Source organism: Parabacteroides sp. HGS0025, assembly GCF_000969845.1.
Lineage (GTDB): Bacteria > Bacteroidota > Bacteroidia > Bacteroidales > Tannerellaceae > Parabacteroides > Parabacteroides gordonii.
Window position 1 is genome coordinate 4,300,034 of the sequence record NZ_KQ033902.1, and the last position, 21,220, is coordinate 4,321,253.

The 21,220-nt window shown below is 44.5% G+C and carries 18 protein-coding genes; 10 read left to right on the plus strand and 8 right to left on the minus strand.

Annotation, left to right across the window (positions count from 1 at the left end):
* Nucleotides 1-772 precede the first annotated feature (772 nt).
* From cas5c to cas2, 6 genes are read left to right on the plus strand one after another with little or no spacing between them, the layout of a single operon-like run.
* A complete protein-coding gene (gene cas5c, locus HMPREF1212_RS16650) occupies nucleotides 773-1,453 on the plus strand; it encodes a type I-C CRISPR-associated protein Cas5c (RefSeq protein WP_046150093.1) in 681 nt (226 codons plus the stop codon).
* Complete coding sequence (gene cas8c / locus HMPREF1212_RS16655; RefSeq protein ID WP_046150094.1) at nucleotides 1,450-3,204, plus strand: type I-C CRISPR-associated protein Cas8c/Csd1; 1,755 nt, start codon at nucleotides 1,450-1,452, stop codon at nucleotides 3,202-3,204. The genes cas5c and cas8c overlap by 4 nt, the downstream gene beginning before the upstream one ends.
* A gap of 12 nt (nucleotides 3,205-3,216) precedes the next feature.
* Nucleotides 3,217-4,083, plus strand: a complete 867-nt coding sequence (gene cas7c, locus HMPREF1212_RS16660) for a type I-C CRISPR-associated protein Cas7/Csd2 (RefSeq protein WP_046150095.1) — start codon at nucleotides 3,217-3,219, stop codon at nucleotides 4,081-4,083.
* Entirely contained in the window at nucleotides 4,080-4,748 is a 669-nt protein-coding gene (cas4, locus tag HMPREF1212_RS16665) for a CRISPR-associated protein Cas4 (protein WP_046150096.1), read from the plus strand. Before cas7c ends, cas4 begins: the two co-directional genes overlap by 4 nt.
* Before the next feature lie 3 nt (nucleotides 4,749-4,751).
* Entirely contained in the window at nucleotides 4,752-5,786 is a 1,035-nt protein-coding gene (gene cas1c, locus HMPREF1212_RS16670; RefSeq protein WP_046150097.1) for a type I-C CRISPR-associated endonuclease Cas1c, read from the plus strand.
* Between the two features lie 4 nt (nucleotides 5,787-5,790).
* A complete protein-coding gene (gene cas2, locus HMPREF1212_RS26750; protein ID WP_082099904.1) occupies nucleotides 5,791-6,081 on the plus strand; it encodes a CRISPR-associated endonuclease Cas2 in 291 nt (96 codons plus the stop codon).
* Between the two features lie 541 nt (nucleotides 6,082-6,622).
* On the opposite strand, the gene HMPREF1212_RS16685 is transcribed toward cas2, so the two are convergent.
* From HMPREF1212_RS16685 to HMPREF1212_RS16705, 5 genes are all read right to left on the minus strand, one after another.
* Complete coding sequence (locus HMPREF1212_RS16685) at nucleotides 6,623-8,842, minus strand: CRISPR-associated helicase/endonuclease Cas3 (RefSeq protein WP_046150099.1); 2,220 nt, start codon at nucleotides 8,840-8,842, stop codon at nucleotides 6,623-6,625.
* Between the two features lie 128 nt (nucleotides 8,843-8,970).
* The gene (locus HMPREF1212_RS16690) at nucleotides 8,971-10,998 is read right to left on the minus strand and encodes a BT4734/BF3469 family protein (RefSeq protein WP_232430118.1); all 2,028 of its coding nucleotides are present in this window, start codon (nucleotides 10,996-10,998) and stop codon (nucleotides 8,971-8,973) included.
* A 201-nt stretch (nucleotides 10,999-11,199) separates the two neighbouring features.
* Nucleotides 11,200-11,586 carry an HU family DNA-binding protein gene (locus tag HMPREF1212_RS16695; protein WP_010800245.1) on the minus strand — a complete coding sequence of 129 codons (387 nt, stop codon included), beginning with the start codon at nucleotides 11,584-11,586 and terminating at the stop codon, nucleotides 11,200-11,202.
* 284 nt (nucleotides 11,587-11,870) lie between these two features.
* On the minus strand, nucleotides 11,871-12,704 hold the full coding sequence (locus HMPREF1212_RS16700; protein WP_046150100.1) for a sensor histidine kinase: 834 nt from the start codon (nucleotides 12,702-12,704) through the stop codon (nucleotides 11,871-11,873).
* Nucleotides 12,701-13,225 (minus strand): response regulator, encoded by a 525-nt coding sequence (locus HMPREF1212_RS16705; protein WP_046150452.1) that lies wholly within the window; start codon nucleotides 13,223-13,225, stop codon nucleotides 12,701-12,703. The genes HMPREF1212_RS16700 and HMPREF1212_RS16705 overlap by 4 nt, the downstream gene beginning before the upstream one ends.
* Nucleotides 13,226-13,401: 176 nt before the next feature.
* Here HMPREF1212_RS16705 and HMPREF1212_RS16710 point away from each other — a divergent pair, with 176 nt between their 5' ends.
* Nucleotides 13,402-15,744: an ABC transporter permease gene (locus HMPREF1212_RS16710; RefSeq protein ID WP_046150101.1), complete on the plus strand. Its 2,343-nt coding sequence runs from the start codon at nucleotides 13,402-13,404 to the stop codon at nucleotides 15,742-15,744.
* Between the two features lie 49 nt (nucleotides 15,745-15,793).
* On the plus strand, nucleotides 15,794-16,474 hold the full coding sequence (locus HMPREF1212_RS16715) for an ABC transporter ATP-binding protein (protein WP_007653611.1): 681 nt from the start codon (nucleotides 15,794-15,796) through the stop codon (nucleotides 16,472-16,474).
* A gap of 88 nt (nucleotides 16,475-16,562) precedes the next feature.
* Here the strand turns inward: HMPREF1212_RS16715 and HMPREF1212_RS16720 are convergent, their stop codons facing one another.
* Nucleotides 16,563-17,192, minus strand: coding sequence for a nitroreductase family protein (locus HMPREF1212_RS16720; protein ID WP_007653613.1), 630 nt, complete (start codon nucleotides 17,190-17,192; stop codon nucleotides 16,563-16,565).
* Nucleotides 17,193-17,323: 131 nt separating this feature from the next.
* Between HMPREF1212_RS16720 and HMPREF1212_RS16725 the strand changes: the two genes are divergently transcribed.
* Both HMPREF1212_RS16725 and HMPREF1212_RS16730 read left to right on the plus strand, forming a co-directional pair.
* On the plus strand, nucleotides 17,324-18,178 hold the full coding sequence (locus HMPREF1212_RS16725; RefSeq protein WP_046150453.1) for a helix-turn-helix transcriptional regulator: 855 nt from the start codon (nucleotides 17,324-17,326) through the stop codon (nucleotides 18,176-18,178).
* Between the two features lie 176 nt (nucleotides 18,179-18,354).
* A complete protein-coding gene (locus HMPREF1212_RS16730; protein ID WP_046150102.1) occupies nucleotides 18,355-19,098 on the plus strand; it encodes an SDR family NAD(P)-dependent oxidoreductase in 744 nt (247 codons plus the stop codon).
* A 62-nt stretch (nucleotides 19,099-19,160) separates the two neighbouring features.
* Here HMPREF1212_RS16730 and HMPREF1212_RS16735 read toward each other — a convergent pair whose 3' ends face one another.
* Nucleotides 19,161-20,378, minus strand: coding sequence for an MFS transporter (locus tag HMPREF1212_RS16735; RefSeq protein WP_046150103.1), 1,218 nt, complete (start codon nucleotides 20,376-20,378; stop codon nucleotides 19,161-19,163).
* A gap of 288 nt (nucleotides 20,379-20,666) precedes the next feature.
* Nucleotides 20,667-21,170: a thiol peroxidase gene (tpx, locus tag HMPREF1212_RS16740; RefSeq protein ID WP_028727867.1), complete on the minus strand. Its 504-nt coding sequence runs from the start codon at nucleotides 21,168-21,170 to the stop codon at nucleotides 20,667-20,669.
* Nucleotides 21,171-21,220: the final 50 nt, after the last annotated feature.

Sequence of the window (21,220 nt, forward strand, 5' to 3'; positions counted from 1 at the left end):
ACGGATTACTTTATATATAAACATTATAACGCAACAATGTTTCAATAACAGATAAAACGCGAACCTAGAGTGGTTGTAAAAACACAGGATGTTCGCACTCCCTGTTATTCTGATATTTACAATATTATTAATAACTATACAAATACCAATTATTTGTACACTTTATTATTCGCAAAATTATATGCTGAAAATGTTATCAATAAAGCTTTCCACAAACATGCAGTCGCATCCTTTACGGGTGCGTGGGTTGAAACATTAAATTGACAGAGTTCGTGACAGACTCTGGTGTCGCATCCTTTACGGGTGCGTGGGTTGAAACAATATCAAAGCCTGTATTACTTTCGTCTACCTGACTGTCGCATCCTTTACGGGTGCGTGGGTTGAAACCATCAACTTTTTTTGCTTTTCCCGATCTACTGTGTCGCATCCTTTACGGGTTCGACACGTCCCTTTCTCAGAGCGTTCAAATCATCATCGTTTCAACCCACTTAGGGAGCTCGTTTCATGACCAAGAACTGCTATACAAAAGTATAATCATAAACAAAATACAAACGACCACAACAAAAAAATATCATTATTTATCAATAGACTGTTCTTATGTTATTTACCTATTCTAAATCAAATTTATTTGCCTTCCTTTGTAAATTAAAGCATGAAAGCTTAGTTCATTAAAAAATAAAATATAACTTTGTGAAATAGGAATAACAGAGAAAGTATATTTCTCAAAGTGTGGACACCTATATTATTATTCACAATTTGTTAACCTAAACTTATGGTATACACGAATAAAGAATATTGTCTTGAGGTTAAAGGAAGCATGGCCTGTTTCACTAGGCCTGAAATGAAAGTCGAAAGAGTCAGCTATGATGTAATAACTCCTTCTGCTGCACGTGCTATCTTTGAAGCGATCTTTTGGAAACCTGCTATACGATGGAACATAACCCGGATAGAAGTATTAAATCCCATTAAATGGTTTTCCTTTAAAAGGAATGAGGTCGGGAACCTGATGAGTCCCCGTGCATCCGGGTTATTCATTGAAGATAACCGGCAACAAAAATCCAGTTTATTACTGAAAGATGTTTGTTACAGGATTTTCGCGGAACTGGAATTTATACCTATAAGGAATAGAACAGAAGAAGATAAGTCGAAAGCGACAGCAGGATCCTCCGACGAAAATCCAGGCAAATATAATGCAATGTTCGAGCGCAGAGCTAAAAAAGGACAATGTTTCAATCAACCCTATTTAGGTTGCCGTGAGCTCTCCGCAGATTTCACATACATCGAAAATCCGGTAAAAGGAAATGGAATACCCGAAGACCGCGATTTAGGATATATGCTATATGATATGGATTTCACAAACGAAAAAGATCCGAAACCAATGTTCTTCCGTGCAATAATGAAACAAGGAGTCTTGGTTATTCCATCCATTAACAGTGAGGAGGTACGCCGATGATTCTGCAAGCATTATACGAATACTACCAGCGTAAAGCCGCTGATCCGGAGAGCACCATCGCTCCCCGCGGATTAGAATGGAAAGAAATTCCTTATCTTATTCTGATAGATAAAAAAGGAAATTTTTTAGAACTACAGGATACCACCGAGGGGGTAGGAAAACAAAAACGAGCAAAAAAATATCTGGTTGTTAAAAGTAAAGGACGTACCGGCAGCAACAGTTGGCAAACAGCAAATGTATTTTGGGACCATTTCGGATATGTATTAGCCCAACCTAAAAATACGGATGATAAAGGAATGCCAAAAGCACTGGATGATGCCGCTAAACAAAATAAATCCTTTGTTCAGGAAGTCAGGCGGCTTGCCGAAATGCATCCTTCTAATGAAGACATTCAGGCTGTAGCCGGATTTTACGATAACCCGGAGAATCTTCAACGTATAAAAACGGACCCGTTATGGGAAGAATGCATCAAAAAAGACGGGACAAACCTATCCTTTAAAGTAGCCGGACAAAATACTATCGCAGCCGCAAATCCGGATGTAACATCATCCACTGAAGATTGTTCGGAGAAGGATGAACCGATAGGAATATGCCTTATTACCGGAAAAAAGGCTCCAATAGCTATACTCAATAGCGCCATTACCATACCCGGAGGCAAAAGCGGAGCAAAGCTGGTCGGCTTTCAGAAGAAATCAGGTTACGATTCATATTATAAAGAACAAGGTATGAACGCGCCTATTTCAAAAGAGGCTGAAGCTGCTTATACCACAGCATTAAATACGTTATTAGGAAAAGACTCCTCTAACAAATATCATTTACACGACACATCCGTTGTTTTCTGGTCGCAGAAACCGGCAAATCTGGAGCAATGCTTCAGTTTCATATTTGCACCTCCTTCGAAAGATAATCCAGATAAAAATACGGAAATTATCAGAGACTTCCTTCAATCCCTTTCTTCCGGGGTATTGAATGATGAGGATGAAACACCCTTTTACATTTTAGGCTTAGCTCCTAATGCCGCCCGTATTTCCATAAGATTCTGGCGACAAGGAACAGTAGGCGAATTTGCCAGTCATATCAGACAACATTTTAAGGATCTGGAAATCATAAAAAGCAAGAATCAAAGAGTCTATTTTTCTCTATTCAATTTACTGACCCAGGTTGCATCCTTAAATAAAATGGAAAATCTGCCTCCCAACTTAGCCAGCGATTTAAGCCAAAGTATATGGGACAACCAACCATACCCAACCACATTGCAGATGCAATGTCTGGTACGAATCAAAGCAGACCGGAATATAACGTCGATAAGAGCCGCTATACTCAAAGCCTATTTAAATAGAAAATTCAGAAATCATCATAATCCACCTAAAGAAATTCAAATGGCACTAGATTTAGAAAATAAAAACCAGGCGTACTTATGTGGCCGCTTGTTTGCTATCCTTAAAAAGATCCAGAGTGATGCTATCCCGGGAGCTAATTCTACGATTAAAGAGCGTTACTACGGTGCAGCGTCGACTACCCCAACAACTGTATTCGGCCGCTTGTTGTCTTTATCCAGACATCATCTTGCAAAATTTGATACCGGGAAATCTGTTTATTATGAAAAGTTATTGCAAAGTGTTATCACCGATCTGGATAGTAACGGATTACCTAAATATTTATCGATGGACGACCAGTCGCGTTTCGCAATCGGTTATTACCATCAAAGAGAAGATTTATATAAAACAACAACAGATAAAGAAAAAAATTAATACTATACAAACATGGAAACAGCAATAAACAATCGTTACGACTTCATTTATTTATTTGATGTACAGGATGGTAATCCGAACGGTGATCCCGATGCCGGAAACTTACCCAGAGTTGATCCGGAAACAGGTGAAGGCCTGGTTTCCGATGTCTGTCTGAAGCGTAAAGTCCGGAACTTTGTTCAAATAGTAAAAGGAGGAGAAAGACCGTATGATATATTCATTAAAGAGAAAGCGGTATTGAATAATCTGATCGCAGACGCTCATAAACAGGAAGGGGTTAAAGATATAAAAGAGAAAGGAGATAAAACAGAGGCTGCTCGGCAATGGATGTGCAGAAACTTTTATGACATAAGGACATTTGGAGCCGTACTAAGTACAGGCGAAAATGCCGGACAGGTTCGTGGCCCTATCCAGTTTACTTTTGCCCGTTCTATCAGTCCGATTGTTACTGCCGAACATAGTATAACCCGTATGGCCGTAGCTACAGACGAAGAATCTAAAAAACAGAGTGGAGATAACCGCACTATGGGACGCAAATTCACTGTTCCTTACGGATTGTATAAAGCTAACGGATTTATTTCCGCTCATTTAGCGACACAGACTGGATTCAATGAAGAGGATCTGAATTTATTCTGGGATTCATTGAAAAACATGTTCGATCACGACCATTCAGCAGCCAGAGGAATGATGAATGCCCGCAAATTGATCGTATTCAAGCACAGTACAGCATTAGGTAATGCTTCAGCTCATTCTTTATTCGGTTTAGTGAAGGTTCAACTTAAGGATGACCAACGCCCACCCCGTTCGTTTGAAGATTATATTGTTACCATCGACAAGGATAAACTACCGAAAGGCATAGAAGTTCTGGACATGATATGATAGAATACGGAGATGAGGACCTGTTGATGCTTTCTGGAATCCAGCACATAACTTTCTGTGAACGTCAATGGGCCCTTATACATATCGAACAGCAGTGGGCGGAAAACAACCTCACTATTGAAGGAAACTGGATGCATCAAAAAGTAGATGATCCAACCTTGATGAACCGTAATAAAGATATAGTTACATTAAGGTCTGTTACGCTTGTCTCCAGACGGCTAGGACTTTATGGAATATCTGATGTAGTAGAGATGGTTGCTTCCTCCTCCGGACAAAATGCAATACAACATCCTAAATATGCGGGATTCTGGCAATTAATTCCGGTCGAATACAAACGGGGCAAACCTAAAAAAGACCAGATAGATGAAGTTCAGCTATGCGCACAAGCGGTTTGCCTGGAAGAAATGTATAACGTCAGCATAGAAAAAGGATTTTTGTATTATGGGGAAACCCGCCACCGGAAAGAGGTTCCGTTTACCGGAGAATTGCGAAAACTGGTTGAAAATAAATGTGCCCAAATGCACCGGTTATACGAACAAAAAGTCCTTCCGCCGGCAATATACAAAGCGCATTGCAAGTCATGTTCATTATGTGACGTATGCATGCCTAAAGTACTGACAAAAACACCGAAAGTGAATACTTACCTGTCCCAGTTATATGATTAAAATATGAGAAAATTATTGAACACATTATATGTAACTACTCCTGAAGCCTATTTAACTAAAGATGGAGAAAACGTAGTAATCAGGGTTAAGGAAAAAGATATATTCAGAATTCCGGTTTTGAATATAGAAGGTATTGTCACATTCGGATATATGGGTGCTTCTCCGGCATTAATGAAGATGTGTGCCGAAAGAAACGTAGGGTTATGTTTTTTAAGTGCCAACGGACAGTTTCAGGGTAGAGTCTCTGGCCCGACAAAAGGAAATGTCCTTTTGCGAAGAACACAATACAGGATTGCCGACGATGCAAATAAATCGCTGGAGATCAGCCGTCTGTTTATTGCCGGAAAGATAGCAAATTCCCGGACGGTTATCGACCGTTTCAAAAGAGACCATATTTCTTCCGACGAACAGCTATCCTTGTTTTTATCCGTATCTGAAAAATTAAAGAGATCAAAGAATCAGGCTTTAGCTGCTGAGTCTTCCGATACATTAAGAGGTATAGAGGGAGAAGCCGCTACAACTTATTTCTCTGTATTTAACCAGATGATCATATCACAATGTGAGGATTTTCCTTTTAACGGAAGGAACAGAAGACCGCCCAAAGACAAAGTAAATGCCCTGTTGTCATTTGTTTATACCTTGCTAAATCATGAGGTACAATCTGCATTGGAAACAGTAGGGCTCGATCCGTACGTAGGCTTTTTACATACCGATCGCCCGGGAAGAGCTAGTTTAGCGTTAGATATGATGGAAGAGTTACGAGCCTACCTGGCAGACAGGTTGGTATTGTCTTTAATCAATCGTAAACAGATATCCGGTAAAGGTTTTGTTGAGCACGGAGATAACGGGATCGTTATGGATGAAGATATCAGAAAGGAAGTGTTACTCGCCTGGCAGAAGAGAAAAAAAGAGACAATAATCCACCCTTACTTAAATGAATCCGTACCAATAGGACTTACCCCATATATTCAGGCGATGCTTTTAGCTCGTTTTTTGAGAAACGATTTAGATAATTATCCGGTCTTTTTAATGAAGTAATTTTATGTATGTTCTAGTTACATATGACGTAGAAACGATGACTTCCGACGGACAGCGCAGGTTACGTCAGGTAGCACGTCAATGCCTGAATTATGGCCAACGCGTCCAGAATTCCGTTTTTGAATGCTCTGTCTCGCCTGCTCAATTTACCGAGTTAAGATTAAAGCTATCGGATATCATAGATCACAAAAAAGATAGTATCCGTTTCTATTTCCTGGGAAACAATTATTCTAAAAGGGTTGAATACATAGGTGTCGTCACATCCTATAATGTAGAAAACGAACTTATAATATAACTGTTCGCGAACATTAAGTATTACCCTAAAAGCCGGGGGTTTCGCATTCATTGATTATTAATCTATTGAACATATCTATTAGCTCTATTACATCAATAAAGAATCCCAAAAGTTTATTATCGCATAAAGGCATTGATAACAGACTGTAAATGTTTGTGTTATTTGTAATGCAGTCGTACCTTACAGAGGTACGTGGGTTGAAACAGAAAGAAGACGAGTACCCGCAAATCGACTGGAAGTTGTACCTTACAGAGGTACGTGGGGTGAAACAGCTCATAGTCTGTAGAAACAACATGATTGTTTTGTCGTACCTTACAGAGGCACGTGGATTGAAACATGGTTTATTTGGAGTTTAACCCTCGGGACTACGAAATCGTATCCCACTAGAGAACGTGGGTTGAAATACAGAAGAAAAGACTCGATACAAATTCATTATTAGTTGTACCCTCACAAGATACAACTATATTGTTTCGTTTTTTGTCCTACTATTTGCTGTTTCAACCCACATACTTATAACAATCAACTCTAATTGCAATCCCTATCACACCAACAGCAACTCCTCCACCCAAGCGCCATCCAAAACCAACCCAGCCCGTTCATCATAACACCTTCCATCCTCCAATATAAAAATCCCGGCATACTCTCCCACAGTTCCCTGTTTACGGAACTGTTCGAAATCCCATTTTCTGATAGATACGCTATACTGTTGCAGCTTACGCAATAACCAGAATTCCGGGCCAATCCGCTTCAGTTCCTTCAGTAAGGTTGCGCCATCACCATAGCCAACTAAGATGGATACCGAGTCTTTATCGTCTATCAACCGGAATTGATCGGCCGCCGTAGCAAAAAGGAAATTCATTTCTCCGGCACCTTTATATAAAGAGTCTTTGATCTCTGCCTTATCAAAGGTGTTACAATTGCTATAGAATAACCGGAAATATTGAGCCATGCAATCCGGGGAAAACAAGTCACTCCCATCGGAAATAGACAACATCTCCCGTAAAGCAACCGCCCCCTTTCCCATCAAACCACGTAAAGTACTATTCTCCAGTTTGAAGACAAAGACCTGTCCCAACTCACCCTTCTTGTTTAACTTACCTTCCCGATTACATCTTCCAGCAGCCTGTATGATTGAATCTAGACCGGCAAATGCACGGTACACTACAGGGAAATCAATATCTACCCCGGCTTCAACCAACTGCGTACTTATCACACGGACAGGTTCATTGTCCTTCAATTTCTGCTTAATCAATTTTATCACTTCCATGATATGTGCAGAACACATCATACGCGACAGATGCAAAGTACCTTCAGGCATGCGCTGATAAAGCTCCCGCGCCTCCTTACGGGTATTTACAATACATAACACACAATCATATCCGGACAGTTCGTCGGCAAGGTCATCGAAAGTCGTGGTCGGTTCCGGCCAATGCAATTCTGCCCGTTTAAAAGCCTCAAATAAATTATCATGCACGGAAGTAATTTCTGTCACGGGACTCTTCAATCCGCTAAAAGCCTTCTGCCCCGTTCCGATACGACCGGCAAAAACGGGTAATGTCGCTGTGGTAAACAAAATACTGGTTTTAAAAGACGATTGCAGGCTCTGCAAGATATCCAATATCGGCTGCAAAAATTCAACGGGCAACATTTGCGCCTCATCCAGAATAACAACCGAGTTACAGATATTATGTAACTTCCGGCACCGCGAAGTCCGGCAAGCATACAGCGACTCAAAGAACTGTACATTTGTCGTCACAATAATCGGAGCATCCCAGTTTTCCGTTGCCAACTGGGAAGGAGACCGTTCGTCATTACTATCCGGCTGCAAATTACTATGATGCTCCACCACATTCTCCGCACCGAAAATATCCCGGAGCACGGCAGCCGTCTGTACAATAATACTCGTATAAGGAATGACAATGATAATCCTATCTTTTTTATAACGAACAGCATGGATGAGCGCCCAGGCCATCGAAGCCAATGTCTTTCCTCCGCCCGTAGGCACTGTCAGGCTGAAAAAACCGGGAAACTTTTCCGCCATCTCACGGCAACGAGATAAGATAGCAGCGCGCTTCTCATTGATGAAAGAGGCAGGAGCACCGGCCGTGAGCGATTCCATATGTGTATCGAACCGTTCTTTCAACGTTTCCATAGAATCATATTGCCCGCGACGAACAGCCTGCTCCGGCTGCATAAACCGCTCCGTATCCAGATAGTCGGCATCTACCAGACATGAAAACAACATGCGAATCCACTGGTGCATTTCTTTCTGAAAATCATCAATCATAGGCGCGTTCAGCGAAAAGACCGCTTCCTGCATCTCTTCCGGCGCATCTTTCAACATTTCCTGGTAACAGTCTGTTTTAGACAGACGTTTATTCAAATTAGCCTCCCCGGAAGAAGTCCAGTCCAGCAATCCCGAATGATGCCCAGCTATACAATAAGCCAATGGGGGATAATAACCCGGTAATTTCTCTTTTGCCAGAATAGCTCCGGCTGAGGAATGATCGGGTTTATTCACCGCTTTTTGTTCCACTGTCATACCAGATGCACTACGGATATAAGGTTGAAAACTGCCCTTCGTATATTTCCCCATATCATGCCACCAACCATTCTGCTTTCCCCAGGCCGCAGCCCCGAAAACAGATGCGAACGATTCGCTTAAACCGGCTGTACCGACAGCATGTTCCTTCACCGTCTGTATCTGAAAAGCATTATCTTCTATCCGGACATGCGCTATAAAGTCCTGCTCCTTTTCCATCTTACACAAATGTTTTTACTAATTTATTTGCCATTTGCAATATTACAACATAAACACATACACAACAGACAATTACAGCATTGCAAACACTGTTTTCATTTGCAATGCCGTTTGCCATTTGCCATGCATCATTTATTCCTGACAACCAAATAACACGTACCTCTCATCGTACGGCGCGACGGGATCTTATTCTTTTGAAGCAAGCGTCCGAAGTATGTCAACCGTTTAGTTCCCAACCTTATACCACTTTTATCTTGCAGATATTGAAGTATTTCGAGAGCAAAAAGTTCCTCGTATTCCTCGCCCGGCAACGGTGCACGGAAATTTTGCAGGAACAATTGTTCCTCTATCGGTATCTGCTGGAACACATCATTGTTACGAGTGGTAGAAGATTCTTCTTCGGACGTAAACCAATAGCGTTCGCCTGCCTTTAAAGCCGATACTGCCTGCGCATAAAGCTGTTCATAATTAACCGATACAGAATTATCTGCTGTCCCGGCTATCCCGATACATATAAAACGGCGGCTACCGGTCGGATCGGTCAGCAAGTCATAATTATTACAAGTGGCAATGAAAGAAGCATACCGGTGCAACGCCTGAATGCTCCGTTTATAAGGTTGGCGGGCATTAACCACCGGCTTTTGAAGAACATTCTTCAAAAAACTCTGATACGCGGCACTTACCGAATCGAACTCATCGATATTGATCAATGCAAAACGGGTAAGCAACAACTCCGCATCCCGTTTATTGCTGAAATCGATACTATCCGTATAATACATACGTAGCGAAGGGGGCAGCAGATTCCGGCACCAGGTCGATTTGCCGCATCCCTGAGGGCCGACCAGCAAAGGCAACGAACTATTGGCATGCAAATGATCCCGCCGGTACCAATGAGCGACCATGCTCAGGAACCAGATATAAAACAAATCGCGCCAGTCAGTATTATCTGTTGGCAACGTATCGGCCAACGTACGGATATGGTCTTTCCCGTCCCATGCCGGCAAATTTTCCAGATAATCTTCCAACGGATAGAAAACCGGTACCCTGTCGGAATACACATACCGCTTCACATCACGATCCCAAAGTGCCAACCCTTCAGCCTGTGCATTCAGTCCGATACTGTTCAGAACCGTCTCCGTCACAGGGGCAAAACGGATATAATATGAACCTCTTGCCCGAAACTCCACTTCGCCGGCCAGCATATTCCGCCTGAACTCATAACGCCGTTTCATAAACTCATCCGTCTTTACAGACAATAATTGTTCGGAAGGCATCACCGGTTTCTTTCCAAAATTCTTCGAAAGCTGGTACACCGTATGAATGGTCTCCCGGATCTCCTCTTCAAACAGTTCCAGATGCTGGTATATCCTTGTCCAGCGAACCGCATCCTCCTCCGGTATTCCGGACTGGAAACAATTTTCAGCCAGCTTTGTCAGGAAAGGCCTGACCTCTTTTCCGTCATCCAAACCTCCCGTTTTCTCCAATGCATCCAGCATACAAGCATTATAAAAACGGGAAATAATACGGCTACGGTCGAACCCGGGCATCATACGTAAAAGTGGGTATTCTTCTTTCGATATGATTTCCCGGTATGTCGGTTCGTCCGGCATCTGTGTCGGTTGCTCCTGAACCAACGCAACAGCCGAAAAATTATAGTATAAATCAGGATCGAAGGAATGGCGGCATCCCCGCTCCAAAGAGGGAGTCTTTATCTCTATATTGCATTGCAGCTGAGCCTGATAATAAGCAACAGCGCGCCGGTAGGCTACCGCATGAAACAATTCCGCCTGCTCCCTGTCCCGTGGCAATGTTCTGTCAGGCAAAACAAACGGTACCAATATTTTTACACTTTTTCCGCTGGAACCGGTAAAAGCAGCCAGTGTTTGAGGGGCTTGCGATGCCAATTCTCTTATTCTAGCCACCTCTTCCTTATTCGCCAGATTTCCGACCTCCACCAGAACCAGTCCGTTATACGACCGGAACTCGACCTTTTTATCTCTTTTCCCGAATAATGCGGAAAAACACAACGCCGGAAGATTCGTTGCATGTATGCTTTTATCACCAGGCATCGAACAAGCCAGGAGCTCCCTGTATTCATTCACCACCTTCCGGTACTCGCCGCTACGCATACCGCATAAAACAACGTGCAACGCCATATTTTTAAAAGTTTTACCCCCATTCTTTGTTTGTGTAATGTACATAGTATATTTTATTTTTATCCCTCTTATGATATGACAAATGGCAAACGCCATTGCAAATAAAAAAGGTATTTGCAATGGTTTAAATTTCTATTATACAATATATTGCAGGACAATATTGCAAATGGCAAATACTTTCCTGAAACTTTATGTACAACCTTATTTCAGCCTCGTAAACTCAATATCGCTCAGCCGATCTTTCAGCTTCGGACTGGGTTTGAAGCCTATCCCTTTCAGTTTGATGGATTCAGCGCGGATTTTAGACGGTTCTTCCACATCGCGGTTCGGCTGGGCGGTTACTGAGAAGGTGCCCAGACCGTCGATCGTCACCGTATTGCCTTCTTTCAAGGCTTCCGATATCAAAAGAGTCAGATTTTCGATCATCCCTTTAACATCCCCATACGTGAAGGTGCTGGCATCGGCCATTTGTTCTGCCAGCATATCGAGGTTTACATTACCATAACTTACGGTGGTAACCGAATACTTTACCTGCTCTTTGCCGGTAATATTATCATTGATTTTTGTGAGTTTGTACCTTACAGCCATGCGGTTCCCTTTCTGTTAGATTTAATATTACTACTAGTTATTTCAAAGGTTACTACCTTTTATATCATTGACTACTAGTTAGTAAAACCAGGCTGTACAGGATAATCGAATAAGGTGTACAGGCTGGCCGACCAGGGTGTACAGGATAATCAGCCAGGGTGTACAGGATGATATTACTAAGTCAGGACTAAAGGTATAAAATATAAGGAGATATACAATAGTTTATCCTATATTTTTATCTTCTATTGCCGTCCATGTTAACAACAACACTTCGATTTTTCAAACTAAGACACAATAAACGTCACCTGGAAACCGGGCACAGGCCGTTCAGCCAAACAAAGGTCCCGGCCTTGCCGAACCATCATCTGCCGGGAAAGTGACAAGCCGATACCCGAACCATTCTTTTTGGTTGTAAAGAACGGAACAAAAATCTCCCGCTCGACATCTGCCGGAATAGGTGCACCGTTGTTGCTGATCCACAACTCCTTATTCCAACGCACATCCATAGCCGTCGCCCCGGCTTCGCAGGCATTCTTGACCAGATTGATCAACACCTGACGCAACATATTCTCATCCGTAAACATCGTGGCAGACAAAGGGATGGAAATATGCCACTCCAAATCCGGATAAAGCGTCCGAATTCTTTCCACGAAAGCAGCCAATGGAATCTCCACAAGAACCGGCTCCTGCAACTCTGCCAGTTTCCGGTAACTGTCCACAAACAAGGCAAGCCCCCGGCTGGTGTCATGAATGGCACGGACTCCCTCCTCGTAAACCGTCCCCGCAATCGCTGGGTTATCCAAATAGGCCTGGCTGATGCTGGCTATCGGTGTCGTGGCATTCATGATTTCATGGGTGAGCACACGAGTCAGCCGCTGCCACGATTCCACTTCGTTGCGGGCAAGCAGCACACCTATATCCTTACCTGTTTCGTTAAGGGCTTCCTGCAACGCCCGTTCTCCGAAGAACAGACCTTTCACTGGAAGACGGAACGTGAACTCTTCGTTGCGAATCGCCTCACGCATCAGATGCGCCCGGTCTCTCAGCAACACCTGATGACGATAGAACCATCCGAAGAAGACAACAACGACCACCAAAAAAGAGACTATCAGAATCATAGTTTTTTCATTTTAGCATACAACGTCTGCCGGGTAATCCCCAACAGTTCGGCAGCCCGGCTGATGTTGCCGTGGCAACGCTCCACGACCTTATGCACATGTTCCGCCTCGACTTGTTCCAACGAAACTACTTTCCGGCCGGCATCAATCGCATCTTTCAAGACACGGATCAACTCCTGGTTGTCCCAAGGCTTGGTAACAAAGTCTGCCGCTCCCATCTTCAACCCGCGCACCGCCAATTTGATATCAGCGTATGCCGTCACCAGCACCACCGGAATGGCCGGATGCTTCTTATGGATTGCCCGAAGCCAAAGCAAGCCGTCTTGTCCGGAGTTTCCCCCTTGCGTGAAGTTCATGTCGAGCAAAATCACATCCACCTCCTCTTGTGCCAATACCGTAAGAAGCGTGTCGGGAGAAACAAGCGTCAATACTTTGTCAAACTCACCGGCCAAACAGATCCTGACTGCCGTAAGAATCGCCGGATTATCATCCACCACCAATATCGTCCCGTAATTCGCCATATCCGATTCGTTTAGATTACCTTCATTTATCAGAGGCAAAGGTACGGAAAAAGGCTGTATGAATATCATACAAACAGGTGTATGATTTTCATACAAACTGCTCTAACCGCACTCTTCATCCATTGCCGAATGCCGGTAACCTTATACATTTGCAACAAACAAAACAATGAACAAAGATGAAATCGTACTTCACTTTTCTCAGCCGCAACAAGCTCTACACGGCCATCCAGTTCTTCGGATTGGCCATCGCATTGGGAGTCGTCCTCCTCTTAATGCTATATGCTAAAACCGAATTCAATATCGGTAACAGGCAGCCATACTCCCGCCAACTGTATGCTGTTGGCTACGGCAATGGCATCGGTATGACAGTCGGTACCGCCCCGGAATTATTCCCTTCCATTCCGGAAATAAAAGAATGGACACGCTTCATCAACAACGAGTTGACAGACTTGACCATAGACAACAACTACTACCAGGCTAACTGCCTTGCCGTCGATTCCAACTTCTTCCGGATGTTGGGCTATCCGCTCATCGGATGCAACCGCGACAAGGCGCTAAGCGGAACAGACGAGGCCGTCATCTCCGAACCGTTCGCCCGCAAAGTATTCGGCAATGAAGATCCTATCGGACGCACAATCATGTACCTGAACCAGACACCGCTACGGGTTATCGGGATTCTCCCGGCTTTCGATCCGACAGAACTGTTGAAACCGGTAGACCTCCTGATCCCTATCAAATTGATGGAAAAGACTTATGTCTGGATGGATAACTTCGGTTCAACCCAAACGTTCGTCACATTGGCGGAAGGGGCAATACCCGGCACCGTCACCCGAAAACTGCTCGACAGCTATAAAAGTTATTGGGATTATTGGAAAGAAGACAACAGCACGAACACCTTTCTATGGGGTTCATCACTCACACGCATGGACGAAATATACTTTTCACCCTTGAACTATAATACTCCTTTCCGCAACGGGACACGGAAACAGGTCCAAATCTTATTGGCCATCGCGATGATCTTGCTCCTTTCGGCCGTCTTCAACTACATCAACCTGACCGTGTCGCAAACCGGCAAGCGGGCACATGAGATGGCGACTCGCCGATTGATGGGCGATTCTGCCGAACAAATCGTATTGCGCTACCTCGCCGAGTCGGCAATCTTCACAACCGGGTGCTTCATCGCCGGATGCTTCATTGCCGTCATTGCCAAACCCTATTTCGAATACTTGCTCTCTACTCAAATCGCCATGTCGCTTTCTCCCGCAACGGTCGCCTACGCCCTGTTGTTGTTGGCCGGAATCACCGGCATATCAGGGTTACTACCGGCACTCATCATCCGTAAATACAGCCCGATAGATATTGTAAAGGGGAACTTCCGCTTGCAGAACAAGCAACTATTCAGCCGCCTGTTCATCATCGTGCAGAACGTGATCAGCACGTTCCTCATTGCGTTGGGGCTGACAATGGTCGTCCAAATACACTACCTTGCTACCCTGCCGACCGGCTATAATACCGATCTGGTCTTTGTACGGGCTTGGGATTTAGGACCGACCTACGACAAACAAGCCATCCTCCAGAAACGTTTGCAGGCATTGCCCCAAGTGGCAGAAGTGGCATTGGCACGGAAACTGCCTTTCATCAGCGGCCACGATGGCGTACACCAGCCGGACGAAGAGGGAATGTCATGGCTCCACCTCTCGGATGTGGACAGCACAGCATTCCGGATGTTGGGCTTTGAAGTGACAGAACGCTGGTCAGATCCGCTACCCGGCATGGTTTGGGTAACGGAAGAGACCTGCCGCCGTTACAATCTTTCGGCCGACACCCCCCATTTCGGGAAGATCAGTGACGAGGGCGGCTACCGGTACTACGTCTGTGGAGTTATCCGTGATTACCGTTCACTCATGCCGTTAAGCACTCCGACACCCGATTCGCACGGAGCAGTCGGGGTGATGGACCCGCAAGACTATGTGATCAGCCAAGTCGTCCGGACCCAAGGTAACCGATCGGAAGCTTTGGCCGCCATCCGCCATACCTGTCGGGAAGTGTCCAAAGAGGTGATCGGGATGCCGAAAGACCTGGAAGCCGATTATATAGATGATTATCTAGACAAAGATTTGACACACGAGAAGAACATCGTGACGCTCGTCCTATGCTTCATGGCCATCTCCATCCTCATCTCTGCCATGGGACTATTTGCCATGTCAATAAGCTACACCGAACAGCAAAGCAAGCGGATTGCCTTGTGCAAAGTGATGGGAGCCGAAACAAGCGGTGCGGTATGGGAACTTTCCAAACGGTTCATGACGCTCTCGTTGCTTGCCGCTTGCTTCGCCCTGCCCATCAGTTTGAAAGCGGTTCAAATCAGTTTGGAGTCATTCTATAACCGCATCGCCTTCCCGTGGCATCTCATAGCCGCGGCTGTTTTGGCAACCATAATTATCGCTTTCGTGTCAATCATCAGCCAAACTTTGAAAGTTGCCCGCCGTAACCCCATCAAAAGCATCCGGATGGAATAAAAACAACAGTATATAACAGGTAACATCATTATAAAAAACGAAACAAGTCATGATTAAAATAAAGAATCTCAGCAAAAGTTTCCGAACGGAAGAAATAGAAACCATCGCACTCAACGGCGTAAGCATGGAAGTGAAAAAGGGCGAGTTCGTCGCCATCATGGGTCCAAGCGGATGCGGCAAATCGACCTTGCTGCATATTCTCGGCCTGCTGGACAACCCGGACGAAGGCAGCTACCTGTTGGATGGGGAAGAAATGGGACACTTGAAAGAGAAAGACCGTACCCGTTACCGCAAAGGACGTATCGGGTTCGTCTTCCAGAGTTTTAACCTCATCGACGAGCTGACGGTGGAAGAAAACATAGACCTCCAACTGAAATACCTTGGCGTACCCAAAGCCGAACGCAAGCAGCAGGTACTTGACATCCTGCGCAAAGTACGCCTCAGCCAACGCGCCAAACATTACCCGCAACAACTATCCGGAGGTCAACAGCAACGAGTAGCCATCGCCCGCGCCGTGGTAGGCAAACCTAAATTGATTTTGGCCGACGAGCCGACCGGCAACCTCGACTCCAAGAACAGCCTCGAAATAATGAAACTGCTCAGCCAGTTGAATGCCGAAGGAACGACTATCGTCATGGTGACACACTCGCAACACGATGCCACATACGCCGACTACATCATCAATCTTTTCGACGGACAAATTGTCAATGAGTTGGATGGAATACTTTAATACTTATAACATTCTCTCAATATCATATAGGATTCAGTTTCGTCTGCTATCTGCAACAAACGGCAGGGCGTGTCGCTTCATTCCCGGATTACCAGCGATTATCATGGATTCTGTCCTCAATCCGAATTTCTTTCTGCTTACAAATATGTGCGTTTTCGGCCGGATAACCGATAGCAAGATAGCAGGTAAACTCATATCCCTCGGGGGTTTTGACCTGTTGTTTTACATGTTCCGGTTCGTTGCCGATGGGAATACGGAAAGCACATGCCAACCCTTCTGCCGTTGCTGCCAACAGGATATTTTCAACGGCAGCCCACGCCGAAGCGAAATAGTTGAGCGAACTCTGGTCGGCAGGCTGACACAGAGGATAATCCTTTTGCCGGAAAAACGGCAGAACAAGGCAATTGCTCTGCATAAGCATACGTTGCTGCTTAGGTAACGCATCGGTAAACATGGCATGCTCATCTCTGTCCATCACATCGGCAGCAGCGTTAAGCCCTGTCTGCTGAATATTTTGGGTGTTTTGTGCTACGGGCGATACGAGTCGGGCAATATTCTCCCGTCCTCTCACCACAACAAATTCAAACTGACGCAAATGGTCATTGGTAGGAGCTTTAAAAGCAGCCGACAACACCTTCTTCAACACTTCGTCCGTAACTTCTTTATCAGAAAAATCCCGGATCGTTCTTCTTTTCTCTAATACTTGATAGAAATCCATAACAATACATTTTATTGGTTATACTTATCGTTTCCGGCAGCAAAGTTATCCGGCTTTCTTGTTACATATTTGTGATATTATTTCGTATACTTGCCGTATATTTGCATTCGGATCATTTTAAGCATACTTTTATGGAAGATACTGCTATTCCTTATGAATTACCCGAAGTGGAAAATCATTCGTTTTTCTTTATAGACCAACAGGTAGAAACGGATATCGAAGCCAAATTGCATCAACATGATGCATGGGAGTTGTATTATGTTGTCCACGGGTATGGCAACCGGATGGCAGGCGACACATTACAACCTTTTGAAGCAGGCGATGTGGCATTGATACCTCCATCCATGCTCCACCGCTGGGAGTATACGCCGGATTCAGCGGACGAAGAGGGACATGTCCGTTATCTGATGGTAGCTTTCAGCCATTCGCTGGTGGAACGGTGCATACAGGTATTTCCCGAACTGCGTAACCATCTGAAAGGTATTACATTCCCCGTCGATGCACTGAAATTCGGCATCGAAAGTTCACGAACCATCCGCCGGATATTGTCACGGATGAACGATCTGGACGAGTTGGGACGATTGTGCGAAATGTTCCGTCTGCTTCCGGTCATTTTCAAATCGTCCGACCATACGTTTGCAGGCAGGCCGATGCGCATCGAACGGAATGTACGTCGTATGCAGCAAATATGTAGCTATGTGATGGCTCACTATGTCCACACGATCTCGTTAGATGATATTGCCGCCGAAGTGGGTATGAACCGCTCTGCTTTCTGTTCTTACTTCAAGCGTTGTAAAGGAATAACTTTTTCGCAGTATGTAACTCAATATCGTTTAAATACAGCCTGCAAACTTCTGAAACATTCCCAGAAGCAAGTATCCGAAATATGTTTCACGGTCGGATTCAATGATTTACCTCACTTTGTCCGGGTTTTCACAAATAATATAGGAGTCTCTCCCAACAGGTACAGAAAACAATTTCAATAATTATCTTATATAGTTTTCCCTTTTGTCTGTTGTATTCATTTATCTTCATAACTGCTTTGACCAGTAATCAAGGTTATAACATCCGTAATTCATCTACAAAACGAAGTAATATAAGCCCTTACCTTTGCCTGTGTAAAATTAAATGATTCTTTAAACATAGATTAAACAGAAAAACAATGGAAAGAAAAATTGTCATGATCACAGGTTCCGGAATGGGGATTGGACTTGCTTGTGCCGAAGCATTTGCCCGTGAAGGTGCTACCGTTATAATGGCGGATATTCAAAAGCCGGATGAACAGGCGCAAAAACTGGTTGATGCCGGATATGATGCTGTTGCTTATCAATGTGACGTATCGGATGTTCAGGCTGTGAAGGAAATGATCGATTGGATTGTCTCGACTTACGGTCGCCTGGATGCAGCACTTAACAATGCAGGCATTCAAACACCGCAACGTCCGATGGCGGAAATTACGGACGATGAGTTTGACCGTACTGTTGCAGTCGACCTCAAAGGGGTATGGAACTGTATGAAATTCGAGATCGAGCAGATGCTAAAACAAGGAGGTGGGGCTATTGTCAATACCTCTTCGCAAGGAGGAGTAACGGCTTTTGCCGGACAAGCCGCCTACATTTCCTGCAAACATGGTGTTATTGGCATGACACGTACAGCAGCTATGGACTACGCTGCAAAAGGAATCCGTATCAATGCCGTTTGTCCAGGTGTAATACTTACTCCGATGGCAGAAGAGTTAATGCGTAGAAATCCGCAATTAGAGAAAGAACTGATCCGTGACATACCGGCCGGGCGTTTAGGCAAACCTGAAGAGATAGCAAATGCAGTGTTGTGGCTCTGTAGTCCAGCCTCCAGTTTTGTGCATGGCCATGCTTTATTGGTAGACGGCGGCTTTACGATTCATTAAATCTATAACATTCAAAGGCATGGCCGCCATTCTTACAGAGAGACTGTGCGGCCATACCCGGTTCATTTCATAAAGCTATCCCTCAGTTTTCCTATCGATGGCACAAAAAACGAAATTATCCCGATTATACCGACCAATGCCCCGCCGATTATAAATGTATTCCCTATCCCTATGTTATCCGCCAGAAACCCGGTACTCAGCAACCCGATCATCGAAGGCAACAAACTGACACTCATATAGAAAGAAAATACCCGTCCCATCACGACCGGATTGATACGCGTCTGTACCACCGTGGTAAAGGAAGCCATATAAAGGGAACCGGAGATACCGCCGATCGCAGTCAGTCCGACGAACAGAGGATATCCCGAAACAGGCAAGATACCGGACAAGCCGAAGGTCAGCCCCAGCAGGACATACATCCAATTAATCAAAGAGATCTCATTCAGCTTAAACTTCTTCATTCCCAGGAAAGCACCACCCAGCAAGGCCCCTATTCCCCAAGCTGCTTCCACCAGACTGATCTGAAAAGCATTACCGGAATAATGATCCAACGTCATCAACGGAAATAAAACGCTGACCGGCATAATAAAGAAGGTGGCGATGATAGAAAGCACGAACAACCACGACAATCCGCTTTGTGTACGCACTTCCGTCAAGGCCTCCTTTGCCTCCTTCAGCAAATGAACCTTCTGCGTCCGCTCTGTATTGTCCGGATCGGGTATCTTCACAAACAAAAGAGACGTACAGGCCAATGCCGCCCCGATCACGTCCAGCAACAAGATATTCGTCATCTCCATAAAAGAGATAAAAAGGGCAGCCAATGCCGGCCCGGCAATATTACAGGCCGATTGGATGATCTGGTTGATACCGGCTATACGGATCAACTCCGATTTGGGCGCCAGCAAAGGGACAGAGGCCTGCATAGCCGGCATGTGGAATGCCGAACCAACCGAACGCAATGCCAGCAGGATATAGATATGGCCGATCTTCGCCACATCCAGGTAGAACAGGACGGCAAGTATCAAGGTGCAGAAAGCGATAAAGCTATCCGCCATGATCATAACCCGCTTCCTCTTCCAACGGTCGATATAGATACCCGCAAACAAACCGAGCACCGACTGCGGAAGCATGGCGGCAATAGCGGCAAAAGCCAGTACCTCAGCCGACTTTGTTTCGAAACTAAGCCATAGGATGATTGCAAAATTAACGATCGAGCTGGTCAGGATAGAGAAGAACTGACCAGTCCATATAATAGCGAATACTCTTTTCCAGTTATTCATAACTTCTTTTAATTAAAATAAAATATGTATAGAAAGTCGATCCCCGACAGACTGCCGGAAGTAAAAAACGAAGGCTCAAAAGATAAGAAAGCTCTTATCTTCCGTTACACAAAGTAAGCGAAGCCTGATTTAGAAGTTATTGAACACATAAAGATGAATTAATTTGTTGCAAGTATACGAATAAAATCTGAATTACCAAACTGTTTAAAAAACGAAGGCTGCGGGATTCACATCCGACAGCCTTCTACACTAACCCTTAACTTTAACCAATGAAAAACAATAATCTACTTAGTTTTTTAATGAAGCGATTGCTGCTTCATAATTCGGTTCGTTCGTGATCTCGGAAACAAGTTCCTCATAAACGACCTTTCCTGATTGATCGACAACTATCACGCCACGGGCCAATAAGCCTTTCAACGGACCGTCAACCATCAGCATCCCGTACTTATCTTCAAAACATGAACAGCGGAATGCAGAAAGTGTAATCACTTTATCGATACCTTCCGTAGTACAGAAGCGTCCATGTGCAAAAGGTAAATCTTTCGATACGGCTAAAACCACAGTGTTGGGTAAAGAAGCAGCTTCTTTATTAAAGCGTCTCACTGATGCGGCACATACGGCTGTATCCAGACTGGGGAATACATTGATCACAACATTCTTCCCTTTCAGTTCTTTCAGAGACAATTCAGACAAGTCACTTTTTACTCCTTTGAAATCCGGAGCCTCTGCTCCTACTGCCGGTAATGAACCATTTGTATTTACGGCGTTACCTTTAAATGTTATCTTTGCCATCTTTGTAGTATTTTATGTTTTACGTTACAAGCGGCTCACAAATATAAGTC